A 12,526-nucleotide genomic window follows, 5' to 3' on the forward strand; every position below is an offset into this window, starting at 1 on the left:
TATGCCGGAATTACCAGAGGTTGAAGGGGTAGTTCGAGGACTTCAGCCAGTTGTTACGGGAAAATTGATTAAATCAGTAGATGTTTCCCCTACTATTATTCATTCAAAGGAAAATGGGAAGGAAGCAATCATTAAGGGGGCAGACGTGGAATCTTTCCAGTCTGCTCTTCCCGGAATGGCGATTGTTCGAATAGAACGCCGCTCTAAATATATTTACTTTCATTTAAAAAATCAAGACGGAGAATCATTTTTGCTTGTCTCCCATCTTGGCATGTCAGGTGCTTGGTTCTATGTACGAAGTCTTGATGACATCATGGAGGAAAAGTTTAAGAAGCATAGTCATGTTACGCTTCATTTTGATGAGGATGATATGCTTGTATATGCCGATATACGTCGGTTTGGTGAACTGCGTCTGTTAGAAACCGAAGCAGATTATCCGCCGTTACTGCTAATGGCTCCTGAACCTTTTAACAAAGGAGCGCTAGACCATTACCTAAATATGAGCCTTCTCCCACGATACGAAAATAAACCGATTAAAGAATTCATCATGGATGGCCATGTAGTCTCAGGTTGTGGCAATATATATGCAACAGAGGCGTTATTTAATCTTAGAATTCATCCTGCTCGAAAAGTAAAAAGAATTAGCAAGGAAAGAAAAATTCAATTGTTCCATGAAATTGTCGCCGTGCTATTAGACAGTATTGAAAATGGGGGAAGTACCATCTCGGATTATCGCTCTATAAATGGGGGAGCAGGAACAATGCAACATAGACTACAAATGTATAGCAAAAAAAATTGCCCAATCTGTGGGAAACCAACCAAGCAGAAAACAATTGCCGGTCGAACATCTACCTATTGTGGTTCGTGCCAAAAGTAACGGAGGATTCATCATGATTATTGGTTTGACAGGAAGTATTGCTAGCGGTAAAAGTACTGTATCAAATATGTTAAAGAAAATGAACTATCCAATTATTGATGCTGATCTTGTAGCAAGAGTCGTAGTTGAGAAAGGGACCGAAACCCTACAAGCGATTATAAATGTGTTTGGGGAAGATATACTAACTTCAGATGGAGATCTAAATCGTCCAAAACTTGGAGAAATCATTTTTTCCTCGCCCGCTAAAAGAAAGCAGCTAAATGACATAATGCACCCAGCCATTCGAGCTGAGATGATGAGGCAAAAGGAAGAGCTATTGGAAGCGGGTTACCCAACTATTATTATGGATATTCCCTTACTATTTGAAAGTAGACTACAATCCTATGTCGATAAGATTATTGTTGTAACTGTATCAGAAGAAACGCAATTGAATAGGCTAATGGCAAGAAACAATTATTCTATGGAGGAAGCAAAGGCAAGAATCCAATCACAGCTGCCGCTCTCTATAAAGGAAAAGGGTGCAGATGCTGTTATTTATAATAATGGTACTTTAGAGTCTACTCAGGAGCAATTAGAAAAAATTTTAAAATCTTGGAAAAAATAATTATGTGAAAATAATGAATTTTAAAATGGGCTATTTTAAGGCTACATAATTCTAAAAATGTGTTATACTAATGCATGATTATAAAACAAAAAGTATCACACGTTACGGGAGGACTTATTATATGTCAGCTTCAATTGCAATCAATGGTTTTGGACGAATCGGGAGAATGGTATTTCGCCAAGCAATCGTACAAGAGGATTTAAATGTAGTAGCTATCAATGCGAGATACCCATTAGAAACTTTAGCTCATTTAATTAGATATGATTCTACGCATGGCACTTTCACTGGAAAAATTGAAATAGGCGAAAATGCTTTAATCGTTAACGGTAAAAAAGTACAAATCGTAAATGAACGTGAGCCTGAAAAGTTACCATGGAAAGAATTGAACGTGGATATCGTTATTGAATCCACTGGAAAATTTAATGATGGTGAAAAAGCATCTGGTCACTTGAAAGCAGGAGCGAAGAAAGTTGTAATTACAGCACCTGCCAAAAATGAAGATGCAACGATTGTTATTGGTGTAAACGACGATAAGTTAGATGTGAAAAATCACCAAATCATTTCAAATGCAAGCTGTACAACAAACTGCTTAGCGCCAGTTGTCAAAGTATTGAATGATGCATTTGTAATTGAAAATGGTTTAATGACTACGGTTCATGCATATACAAATGACCAAAATAATTTAGACAACCCACATAAAGACTTAAGACGCGCACGCTCATGTGGACAATCGATTATTCCAACATCGACCGGTGCTGCGAAAGCACTTTCATTGGTTCTACCAGAGCTAGAAGGGAAGATTCATGGAATGGCTTTGCGTGTACCTACTCCTAATGTTTCTTTAGTTGATTTAGTTGTGGATGTTCAAAAAGAAGTGACAGCTGAAGAAGTAAATGCTGCCTTCGAAAAAGCAGCTGAAGGTTCTATGAAGGGTATTTTAGGAATAACTCATGAGCCGTTAGTTTCCATTGATTTCAATACAACTACTAATTCTAGTACGGTAGATGGTTTGACGACTATGGTAATTGGCAAAACAAAAATTAAAGTTCTAGCTTGGTACGATAATGAATGGGGCTATTCTGCAAGAGTAGTTGACCTTACTAAAAAAGTAGCAAGTGGTCTTTAATCGTCAATTTCTAGACAGCTAATTTTAGCTATTCTTTGCGTATTAATAATTTTTATCTCCTGTTAATAACATATTTCCATCCTCTTTCTATAATTAGTAGAAAGAGGATTTTTTATATTGCATTATTAAAAAAACTGTTTTATAATGGGAATCGTGTACTTCTAGTACATGGACTACTTAAAGGGTTAGGACCTCTTTGGACTAACTTTCCCCCGTGGTAGTCAACTTTGATGTTAAAAATAAAACTAATCAAAGGGGGAAACGGACATTGGAGACAATGGGACGTCACATTATTGCAGAACTATGGGAGTGCGATTTCGACAAACTTAACGATATGCAATTTATCGAGCAAACATTTGTTGATGCTGCACTAAAATCTGGTGCAGAGGTAAGAGAAGTTGCTTTTCACAAATTTGCGCCACAAGGTGTAAGTGGAGTCGTTATTATTTCCGAATCGCATTTAACGATTCACAGCTTTCCAGAGCACGGTTATGCAAGCATTGATGTGTATACTTGTGGTGATTTAGATCCATCAATCGCAGCTAACTATATCGCAGATGCTCTTAATGCTGGAACGCGCGAAACGCTCGAAATGCCACGTGGTATGGGGCCAGTTAAGACACCTCAAGAACGCATGACAGTTCAAGCGTAAATGAAACATAATGCCTAAATGAGTGAGCAGAGGAACTTATTCCTCTGCTTTTTCGATTTTATGAGAAAAAATTGTTATAATAGGAATACAAAATTATAGATAAGATTTAGGAGAGGTTCTATGAGATGCCCAGCATGTCAATTTAATGGCACTAAAGTAGTCGATTCACGACCTATAGACGATAACAAAGCGATTAGAAGAAGGAGAGAGTGCGAAGACTGTGGTTTCCGCTTCACGACTTTTGAAAAAGTAGAGGAGACTCCATTAATTGTAGTAAAGAAAGATGGCTCACGAGAAGAATTTAGTCGTGAAAAAATATTACGTGGATTAATTCGTGCATGTGAAAAGAGGCCCGTTGCACTTGACCAATTAGAGGAGATCGTGTTTTATATTGAGAAGGAGCTAAGAAGAACTGGTAACTCTGAAGTGAAATCAGAGGAGGTAGGCGAAAAAGTCATGGACAAGCTTGCTGAAATCGATGAAGTTGCCTATGTTCGCTTTGCTTCCGTTTATCGTCAATTCAAGGATATCAATGTATTCATCGATGAATTAAAGGAAATATTGAAAAAGAACCCTTCATTATAAGTTATTAATTAGAGAGTAGGTTAACAAGTGATGTTATATAAGGAGCTACATTCAACAGATACATATATGATTCGCTTGCCATATTCTTTTTCTGATTATGATCGTCAGTTATTGACGTTATTTTATCAGCCGCTAGTAGGTGCTGAAAGTATTAGTCTCTACTTGACTTTATGGGCTGATGGAGAGATGAAAGATAACGAACAATGGACGCATTATCATTTATTAAACGTCTTAGGTTTGTCACTAGGTAAAATTTTTCAGGCTAGAATTGCCCTGGAAGCAATAGGCTTGCTTCGTACTTGGCAAAAGTCAACTGAGGAAGGAAGAACCTTCTATTATGAGCTCGAGGCTCCTTTAGATGCAGAGTCCTTTTTAAAGGATCCCTTATTATCTATGTTTTTACTAAATAAAATTGGGGAAAATGCATATAAACAGCTAAGAAACCGTTACATACAAAAGCCTAACTGGCATGAAGAGTTCACAGATGTTTCTAGAACGTTTGTTGATGTCTTTAAGCCATCAACAAAAACGGGTACTTCGATATCAACACAAGAGCAATTTCAATCAAAGAAACGAAATAATTCTGTACCGTTCTATTATGAAGATTTTGACTTTGTTTTATTGCAGGAAGGGTTATCAGAACAGTTGGTGCCCAAGTCAGCAATGACATTGGAAGCAAGAGAAGTAATTGCGAAATTGGCTTTTTTGTATAATTTATCACCAATAGAAATGCAAAAGGTTGTTATTTTGGCATTGGATGATGATCTCAATCTTTCTGATGCTAGATTGAAAAAAGCATGTGCCGAGTATTATAAGCTAACAGTTTCTCGAACTGCCCCAGTTCTTCAAAAAATAGAGCTAACAGAGAAACCAATACAGAATGTAGAGAAAAAGCTAACGAAAGAGGAAGAGTTGATTCAATATTTGGAAACAACTGCTCCTGCAAAGGTTTTAAAGGATATTGCTAATGGAAAAGAGCCTATACTTGCAGATGTTCAGTTAGCCAATTATTTTGTCACACATTATAAAATGCCAATTGGTGTAGTGAATGTCCTTTTACAATACGTTCTTCTGCGAACGGACATGAAACTAACAAAGAATTATGCAGAGAAGATTGCATCACACTGGATGCGTAAGGATATCAAGACGGCGAAAGAAGCTATGGAGCTCGCAAGAAATGAGCATGAGCAATATATGAAGTGGAAAAATGAAGGCTCTAAACAGAAATCCTATTCGAAAAAACCTACTAGGGAAGAAAAGGTACCAGATTGGTTTTATAAAAAAGATGACGAGCTGAAACAGTCAGGAAAAGAAACAAATGGAATTCAGGATATTGATGCAGAGAGACAAAAATTACTAGAAGAACTAGGTATGAAGAAAAGGTAGGTGAATAAAATGGAGCGGATCAATGAAACACTCAAAAGGGTGATTACTCCCGAATTTACTTCTCGATTGGACGAATTACAGCAAGAAGTATTGGAGGATCCGGGTATACAAGGATTTATAGAAGAAAACTCCGAAGATATCTCGAAACAGGTAATAAGTCGAAGTTTGAGCAAGCTATATGAATATAAATCTCAGTCTCATGATTGTAAGGAATGTCCCTCGCTAGAGCAGTGTGCGAACTTTATGAAGGGCTATGAGCCGAAGCTAGTGTTAGATCGAAACCTAATAGATGTAGAATATGTAAGGTGTAAACGAGGGGTAATAGAGGATGAACGTAAAAAAGTAACCTCTATGATAGACAGCATTCATATGCCTAAAGAAGTGATGGAGGCGAGTCTCTCAAGTTTAGATTTACAGGATGACAGTAGGGTAGTTGCGGTAAGGGCTGCTAAAGACTTCTTGAACGAATGGGAAAGAACAAATGTCTTGCCAGCTAAAGGACTCTATATTTACGGTAAGTTTGGTGTTGGTAAATCCTATCTATTAGGAGCATTAGCCAACGAGCTAGCCGCTAGACATATTCATTCTGTCGTTGTATATGTGCCGGAGTTTCTGCGAGAAATGAAACAAGCGATACAAGATCAGTCTCTACCTGAAAAAGTAGAGTTTGTGAAAAAGGCCCCAGTGCTAATGCTTGACGATATTGGAGCGGAAACTATGTCTAGCTGGACAAGAGATGAGATTATAGGGACAATACTCCATTATAGAATGTCAGAGCAACTCCCGACGTTTATGTCCTCGAACTTTAACTACGATGAATTACAACATCATCTTTCCTACACGCAACGCGGAGAAAAAGAGGTAGTAAAGGCAGGGCGTATTATGGAGCGGATTAAAGCACTCACTAATCCAGTTGCTCTACGAGGGAAAAACTGGAGAGAGCTTAAATAACTACTTGCAAATGATAAAGTCGTGGCGTATAATCATTTTCATAAGAATAAGAATAATGCGTTGAAGAGGACAATAATCAGTTTGTACGACTTATAGAGAGAGAAGCCTTGGCTGGAAGCTTCTTAAGTATCGACAATCGATTTACCACCTCCGAGCAGTAGCTGTGAAATTGAAGTAGCAGTTGCCGGTTACCGGCCCGTTAGCCGATGCAGAGCTTCGTCTATACTTGTATAGATAGAAGAAGGGTGGAACCACGATTTAAACCTCGTCCCTTTACCGGGATGGGGTTTTTTATTTTGTCTAAAATAAATAATCGTATTACCTGAACAGGCTTATCTGTTCAAGGAAAGAACAGTTTTGAAGCCAACATTTAATCTAAAACAATTAAGGAGTGTTCAAAATGGCAGATGTTATTAAATTACAATTCCCAGATGGAGCAGTAAAAGAGTTTCCTTCATCTACAACTACAGAAGAAATAGCTCAATCTATTAGCCCTGGGCTACGTAAAAAAGCTTTAGCAGGTAAATTAAGTGGTAAGCTGATTGATCTAAAAACACCTATTACAGAGGATGGGGAGATTGCAATCATCACTCCGGAATCAGATGAGGCATTAGAAATTCTTCGTCACAGTTCTGCGCATTTATTGGCACAAGCAGTTAAACGTCTTTTCAAGGATGTTAAATTAGGTATTGGTCCAGTTATTGAAAGTGGATTCTACTATGATATAGATTCTCCAGAGCCAATAACAGCAGATGACCTACCATTGATCGAAAAAGAAATGAAAAAAATCATTAATGAAAATATCGAAATTATTCGCCACGATGTTTCTCGTGAAGCAGCTTTTGACAAATTTAAAGATGATGAGTATAAAGTAGAGCTTTTAGAAGCAATTCCTGCTGGTGAACAGGTTTCTATTTATGAGCAAGGTGAATTCTTTGACCTTTGTCGTGGAGTCCATGTACCATCTACAGGCAAGTTAAAGGAATTCAAGCTATTAAGCATAGCAGGTGCTTATTGGAGAGGTAACAGTGACAACAAGATGCTTCAACGTATTTACGGAACTGCCTTCTTCAAAAAAGAAGACCTTCAAGCTCATTTGAAAATGTTGGAAGAAGCAAAAGAGCGTGATCACCGTAAAATTGGTAAAGAACTCGAACTTTTCACTAACTCATTGAAGGTAGGACAAGGTTTACCTCTTTGGTTACCGAATGGAGCAACTATTCGACGTGTAATCGAGCGTTATATCGTGGATAAAGAGCTGAAGCTCGGCTATAAACATGTATACACACCTGTGCTGGGTTCTAAAGATCTTTATGAAACTTCAGGCCATTGGGAGCACTATCAAGATTCTATGTTCCCACCAATGGAAATGGATAACGAAACATTAGTATTGCGTCCGATGAACTGTCCGCATCATATGATGATTTTCAAAAATGGCATGCATTCATACCGCAACCTCCCATTACGCATTGCTGAGCTCGGTACTATGCATCGTTACGAAATGTCGGGAGCTGTATCGGGACTTCAACGTGTTCGCGGGATGACTTTAAATGATGCTCACCTTTTTGTACGTCCAGATCAAATCAAAACTGAATTCCAAAAGGTTGTAGAACTAATCATCTCTGTTTACAAAGACTTTGACTTAAATGATTATTCTTTCCGTTTATCTTACAGAGATCCAAACAACAAAGAAAAATACTTTGATGATGATGAAATGTGGGAAAAAGCTCAAAGCATGCTAAAAGAAGCAATGGATGAGTTAGGTTTAGATTATATCGAAGCTGAAGACGAGGCAGCATTCTATGGCCCTAAATTAGATGTACAAGTAAAAACTGCGATTGGTAAGGAAGAGACTTTGTCTACAGTTCAATTAGACTTCTTGTTACCTGAGCGTTTCGACTTAACATATGTAGGAGAAGACGGTAAACCTCATCGTCCGGTTGTTATTCACCGTGGAGTCGTTTCAACTATGGAACGTTTTGTCGCATTCCTGATTGAAGAATACAAAGGTGCTTTCCCAACTTGGTTGGCTCCAGTGCAAGTTGAGCTTATACCAGTTTCCAATGAAGTGCATTTCGATTATGCGAAGCAAATTGAAGAGCAATTGGTTGCTGCTGGATTCCGTGTAGAAATGGACGACCGTGAAGAGAAGCTTGGTTACAAAATTCGTGAAGCGCAAATGCAAAAAATCCCGTACATGCTTGTTTTAGGCGATAAAGAGTTAGAGGCTGGGAACGTTAACGTACGTAAATACGGAGAACAAAACTCTGAAAGCATACCTTTCGATGAGTTCTTAACTAGAATCCAAGAAGAAGTAAAACACTAATTAATAATTATTGAATAATCTTGTTGACAACTATTGTTACAGATGGTATAGTTATTAAGGTTATTGAATACAAGTTTGTGGTATAAGAAGAGGCTGCCCGCTTCTCACCTGTTCGACACGTTAGGTTGTTGACTGGTAAGCACACGATCGACTGTAATATGTAGTTGCTACATATTTCTCATATCGGCGGGCAGACATAACAAATGTCTGCTCGCTTTTTTATTGGATCGAAAACGGCGTAACTGATTCGTTTCTACGGAATTTATGCCCAAACCATGTATTCGCGACACTATCTGGAGGTGGATCATTATTAGCAAAGACATGTATGTGAACGATGGCATTCGAGCACGCGAACTACGCGTTATTGATCAAAATGGTGATCAATTAGGTTTAAAAACACGTAACGAAGCACTTGAAATAGCAGGTCGTGTAAATTTGGATCTTGTCCTTGTGGCTCCTCAAGCCAAGCCACCAGTCGCTCGTATCATGGACTATGGTAAATTCAAATTTGAGCAGCAAAAGAAAGATCGTGAAGTTCGTAAAAATCAAAAGATCATCGTAATGAAAGAGGTTCGCTTGAGCCCAACAATCGATGAACACGATTTCCAAACGAAATTGAAAAATGCGATCAAGTTCCTTGAAAAAGGAGACAAAGTGAAAGCATCTATTCGCTTTAAAGGTCGTGCCATTACTCATAAAGAGATCGGACAACGAGTTTTAGATAGATTTGCAGAAGCTTGTGCGGAAGTATCCACTATCGAGTCAAAACCGAAAATGGATGGACGCAGCATGTTCTTAGTGCTTGCACCTAAGAACGAAAAACAGTAATAGAGTACAATTGTTTAGGAGGAATTCGACATGCCGAAAATGAAAACTCACCGTGGAGCTGCAAAGCGTTTCAAAAAAACGGGTACAGGTAAATTAAAACATGACCGTGCTTTTGGAAGCCACTTATTCGCTAACAAATCTACTAAAGCTAAACGTAAATTACGTAAAACTAAAGTAGTTTCTTCAGGCGATTACAAACGTATCAAAACTTTACTTACTTACATGAAATAATTTAAACGAAATCAAATTATTCGAAAGAATAGCAGGAGGTAATGAACATGCCACGCGTAAAAGGCGGAACAGTGACGCGCAAGCGTCGTAAAAAGGTATTAAAATTAGCTAAAGGTTATTACGGTTCTAAACATACATTATATAAAGTAGCAAACCAACAGGTTATGAAATCATTAATGTATGCATACCGTGACCGTCGTCAAAAGAAACGTGATTTCCGTAAATTATGGATCACACGTATCAATGCGGCAGCTCGTATGAACGGACTTTCTTACAGCCGTTTAATGCACGGATTAAAATTAGCTGAAATCGAAGTTAACCGTAAAATGTTAGCTGATTTAGCTGTAACTGATGCAGCTGCATTTACACAACTTGCTGATGCAGCAAAAAAAGCAATCAACAAATAAGTTAGATGAAAAGGCTGATAGATTTTCTATCAGCCTTTTTTTTACAATCTAATGCTTTCCCCCATTTGCTACCTGGGGTGAATATAGGCTTTTGCGCATTTCGTTATGTCTAGCTGCAGTGAGGAGCTGCCTCTACGCTATTCTTCAGTTACTTGTTGGAGGCAGGTAAAGGCACTTACGTTTTTTTAGAGGAGGGACAATTATGGTAAATGTAATTCTCATTTTTATCTTGTTAATGTCGGTCTCAGCGTTCTTTTTGATGGGCTATGACAAATCACAAGCAAAGAAAAAAGGACAAAGGGTTCCTGAAAAAACTTTATGGACTTTTGCCATCTTTGGAGGTGGAATTGGTGCATATTTAGGGATGCAGCTTTTTCATCACAAAACAAAGCATACCAATTTTCGTGTAGGCTTTCTCATGTTACTAATTTTGTATATATTTCTAATTGTTTGGTTGTTAACGGATAATAGTCCTCTAGTATTCTAATTTAATTTAGAAGAATCTTTAGATTGATACGAAATAATTACATTCGTATAGTGGTATAAGTAATATAGCCATATATAATTGAAATGAGGTTTTCGAAAATGACTAAGAATAAGTACTTTTTACAAGTGGTATTTCTTTTAGGAATAGCTATAGTAGGTCTCCTTTTTTTAACAATCTCATCTAGTTATTTTAATACAAAGGAAATAAATTTAGCTAACAATGGCTGTCTTGAAATTGGCGGGACGCCCATCCTCGATATTCATAGTAACCTAACAAGTGAATATTCTTTTGAGTGTAAAAAATGAAGGTAATAGTTGAAAAAGAGCTTTAAGAAGAACCTTGAACTGCGCCCTAAACTATGACAGTTAAAGGATAGATTTTCGCTTTCGGCGGGCGCTTTCCGTGGGGTGAGCGATAAGCCATCACCGCCGCTTATGCGTCGTTTGTGATGTCTTATCTGTCTCACTCATCCCACAGGAGTCGCCGCCTGTCGCTACAATCATATGAGTGTAGTAATAAAAATTGTAAGGTAAGGCAAAATGGAGATATAGAACTTTACATTTTAAGGGGCGGAGCAGTTATAGGTAGTTGTACGTTTTATATTAATTTCTTACTTTTCACTTTATTTTTTATTATATAATAAATAGAGAAGAAAGGGAGGAATGACATATGAAACATATATACGCTTTTGAAACACCATATGAGGCTGTTAAATACTTAGAAATAATAGAGTCCTTTAAAGTTAGATTAAAAGACTTTAAAGCCTTACTAGAGGAAGAATATGAATTAAATGAACCGCCTAAAGGATTCGTCTGGACTCCAGTAGATTTAGCTACTAGTACCTTTTCGGACATTCCAATTCCAGCTTATACAAATCGAAATCTAATCTATATGACACCAGACATTGGTGAATGGAGAAATTTTTTCATGAAAATATACGGAGATGTAGAGAATGATTTGATAAAAGATTTCTATCAACATTTTAAGGACGAAGGCGTCTTAACGATAGCTGGTCACGAAATGGTTCACCATTTAGATTTGTTTCCCGATGAGTTTGATGAGGAACGAGATAGTATTTGGTTTGAAGAAGGAATGTGTGACTACATAGCTAGGAAAAATTTATTGAACCCTGAAGATTTTGAAATAATCACTAATGTTGAATTAGCAATTGTAGCATATTATAAGGATCAATACGGCACTAGAAGTATAGATGAATTTGGAACTAGTTCCTATATTAATGAGTTATCCAGTATTATGTATGATTATTCTCGAAGCTTTTTAACCGTTAAGCATTTGGTGGAAGAGCAAAATAATAATAACCCAATAGAAGTATTTAAACAATACAAGCAATGGTATGAAACGGGAAGAAAAGAACCTTTGAGCACTTTTTTTAATGTAGAGAACTTATTTATAACCCTTAGCAACAAGGCAACCTTATGAAAAACAGAATCGTTATAATGACTGTCGGAAAGACACATAGTGGTAAAACAACATTCGCCAAACTATTAGAAAAACATTTAGCAAATTCAGTGATAATTGATCAGGACAATCATGCGGAGTTTTTAGCTACTCATTACATAAACTTATTACCAAAGACGGCTAGCAATAAGTTGAAATATGGGCTTACACAAATGATTGTCGATTATGCCGTTAAAGAGTCGGATTGCCATCTTATTTTGTGTAACTCCAATAGAAATATTAATGGTAGAACTAGGTTTTTAGAGTATTATAAGAGTTCTGGTTTTAAGACAGTGGTTGTATATTTTGATATACCTGAAGAAATATTAAAGGATAGAGTTACGGCTAGCGAGCGCAGTACATCGATTTTAAGAACTGCTTCTAATTTTGATGAAGTACTTATTCGACAAAATCTAGCAGAAGTAGTTGAACCAACAAAAGAAGAGGCAGATTATTTGTTTGTGATTAAAAAACAACAGGATGTGCAGATTATAGTAGGAGAAATAGTTAAACTTGCACAATTAAAATGAGTATCACCTTCTATTAATGCATCCTATTACAATTCCTATAAATTCTATAAGGAAGAGCTCTCGAATGAAATTATTTCG

14 protein-coding genes and 1 other annotated feature are annotated in these 12,526 nt (G+C 37.2%); all 14 genes read left to right on the plus strand.

Going from position 1 to position 12,526, the window contains the following annotated elements; translation table 11 throughout:
• The first annotated feature begins 1 nt into the window (after position 1).
• The 14 genes from mutM (at position 2) to H9650_RS05640 (ending at position 12,448) form a co-directional block, all read left to right on the plus strand.
• Positions 2-877 (plus strand): bifunctional DNA-formamidopyrimidine glycosylase/DNA-(apurinic or apyrimidinic site) lyase, encoded by an 876-nt coding sequence (mutM, locus tag H9650_RS05575; protein WP_151113570.1) that lies wholly within the window; start codon positions 2-4, stop codon positions 875-877.
• 13 nt (positions 878-890) lie between these two features.
• Positions 891-1,481, plus strand: coding sequence for a dephospho-CoA kinase (coaE, locus tag H9650_RS05580; RefSeq protein WP_191696776.1), 591 nt, complete (start codon positions 891-893; stop codon positions 1,479-1,481).
• Positions 1,482-1,602: 121 nt separating this feature from the next.
• Positions 1,603-2,607 carry a glyceraldehyde-3-phosphate dehydrogenase gene (locus H9650_RS05585; protein WP_144535441.1) on the plus strand — a complete coding sequence of 335 codons (1,005 nt, stop codon included), beginning with the start codon at positions 1,603-1,605 and terminating at the stop codon, positions 2,605-2,607.
• Positions 2,608-2,875: 268 nt separating this feature from the next.
• A complete protein-coding gene (speD, locus tag H9650_RS05590; protein WP_144535443.1) occupies positions 2,876-3,259 on the plus strand; it encodes an adenosylmethionine decarboxylase in 384 nt (127 codons plus the stop codon).
• A gap of 120 nt (positions 3,260-3,379) precedes the next feature.
• A complete protein-coding gene (gene nrdR / locus H9650_RS05595) occupies positions 3,380-3,844 on the plus strand; it encodes a transcriptional regulator NrdR (RefSeq protein WP_144535444.1) in 465 nt (154 codons plus the stop codon).
• A 30-nt stretch (positions 3,845-3,874) separates the two neighbouring features.
• Positions 3,875-5,230, plus strand: coding sequence for a replication initiation and membrane attachment family protein (locus H9650_RS05600; RefSeq protein ID WP_151113899.1), 1,356 nt, complete (start codon positions 3,875-3,877; stop codon positions 5,228-5,230).
• Positions 5,231-5,239: 9 nt separating this feature from the next.
• Positions 5,240-6,181 carry a primosomal protein DnaI gene (gene dnaI / locus H9650_RS05605; RefSeq protein ID WP_144535447.1) on the plus strand — a complete coding sequence of 314 codons (942 nt, stop codon included), beginning with the start codon at positions 5,240-5,242 and terminating at the stop codon, positions 6,179-6,181.
• 51 nt (positions 6,182-6,232) lie between these two features.
• Positions 6,233-6,457 (plus strand) — a binding site (T-box leader).
• A gap of 124 nt (positions 6,458-6,581) precedes the next feature.
• On the plus strand, positions 6,582-8,507 hold the full coding sequence (gene thrS, locus H9650_RS05610; RefSeq protein WP_144535449.1) for a threonine--tRNA ligase: 1,926 nt from the start codon (positions 6,582-6,584) through the stop codon (positions 8,505-8,507).
• Positions 8,508-8,813: 306 nt separating this feature from the next.
• The gene (gene infC, locus H9650_RS05615) at positions 8,814-9,335 is read left to right on the plus strand and encodes a translation initiation factor IF-3 (RefSeq protein WP_186318088.1); all 522 of its coding nucleotides are present in this window, start codon (positions 8,814-8,816) and stop codon (positions 9,333-9,335) included.
• A gap of 30 nt (positions 9,336-9,365) precedes the next feature.
• Complete coding sequence (gene rpmI, locus H9650_RS05620; RefSeq protein WP_144535453.1) at positions 9,366-9,566, plus strand: 50S ribosomal protein L35; 201 nt, start codon at positions 9,366-9,368, stop codon at positions 9,564-9,566.
• Positions 9,567-9,613: 47 nt separating this feature from the next.
• Positions 9,614-9,973 carry a 50S ribosomal protein L20 gene (gene rplT / locus H9650_RS05625; RefSeq protein ID WP_144535455.1) on the plus strand — a complete coding sequence of 120 codons (360 nt, stop codon included), beginning with the start codon at positions 9,614-9,616 and terminating at the stop codon, positions 9,971-9,973.
• A gap of 202 nt (positions 9,974-10,175) precedes the next feature.
• Positions 10,176-10,460, plus strand: a complete 285-nt coding sequence (locus H9650_RS05630; RefSeq protein ID WP_144535457.1) for a DUF1294 domain-containing protein — start codon at positions 10,176-10,178, stop codon at positions 10,458-10,460.
• A 669-nt stretch (positions 10,461-11,129) separates the two neighbouring features.
• On the plus strand, positions 11,130-11,900 hold the full coding sequence (locus H9650_RS05635; RefSeq protein ID WP_186318035.1) for a hypothetical protein: 771 nt from the start codon (positions 11,130-11,132) through the stop codon (positions 11,898-11,900).
• Positions 11,897-12,448 carry an ATP-binding protein gene (locus tag H9650_RS05640; RefSeq protein WP_225215938.1) on the plus strand — a complete coding sequence of 184 codons (552 nt, stop codon included), beginning with the start codon at positions 11,897-11,899 and terminating at the stop codon, positions 12,446-12,448. Before H9650_RS05635 ends, H9650_RS05640 begins: the two co-directional genes overlap by 4 nt.
• The last annotated feature ends 78 nt before the right edge of the window (positions 12,449-12,526 follow it).

The organism is Psychrobacillus faecigallinarum, assembly GCF_014836595.1.
Lineage (GTDB): Bacteria > Bacillota > Bacilli > Bacillales_A > Planococcaceae > Psychrobacillus > Psychrobacillus faecigallinarum.

Coding starts and splice junctions, on each gene's coding strand:
- mutM (WP_151113570.1), top strand. CDS start 2: ATGCCGGAATTACCAGAGGTTGAAGGGGTAGTTCGAGGACTTCAGCCA.
- coaE (WP_191696776.1), top strand. CDS start 891: ATGATTATTGGTTTGACAGGAAGTATTGCTAGCGGTAAAAGTACTGTA.
- H9650_RS05585 (WP_144535441.1), top strand. CDS start 1,603: ATGTCAGCTTCAATTGCAATCAATGGTTTTGGACGAATCGGGAGAATG.
- nrdR (WP_144535444.1), top strand. CDS start 3,380: ATGAGATGCCCAGCATGTCAATTTAATGGCACTAAAGTAGTCGATTCA.
- H9650_RS05600 (WP_151113899.1), top strand. CDS start 3,875: ATGTTATATAAGGAGCTACATTCAACAGATACATATATGATTCGCTTG.
- dnaI (WP_144535447.1), top strand. CDS start 5,240: ATGGAGCGGATCAATGAAACACTCAAAAGGGTGATTACTCCCGAATTT.
- thrS (WP_144535449.1), top strand. CDS start 6,582: ATGGCAGATGTTATTAAATTACAATTCCCAGATGGAGCAGTAAAAGAG.
- rpmI (WP_144535453.1), top strand. CDS start 9,366: ATGCCGAAAATGAAAACTCACCGTGGAGCTGCAAAGCGTTTCAAAAAA.
- rplT (WP_144535455.1), top strand. CDS start 9,614: ATGCCACGCGTAAAAGGCGGAACAGTGACGCGCAAGCGTCGTAAAAAG.
- H9650_RS05630 (WP_144535457.1), top strand. CDS start 10,176: ATGGTAAATGTAATTCTCATTTTTATCTTGTTAATGTCGGTCTCAGCG.
- H9650_RS05635 (WP_186318035.1), top strand. CDS start 11,130: ATGAAACATATATACGCTTTTGAAACACCATATGAGGCTGTTAAATAC.
- H9650_RS05640 (WP_225215938.1), top strand. CDS start 11,897: ATGAAAAACAGAATCGTTATAATGACTGTCGGAAAGACACATAGTGGT.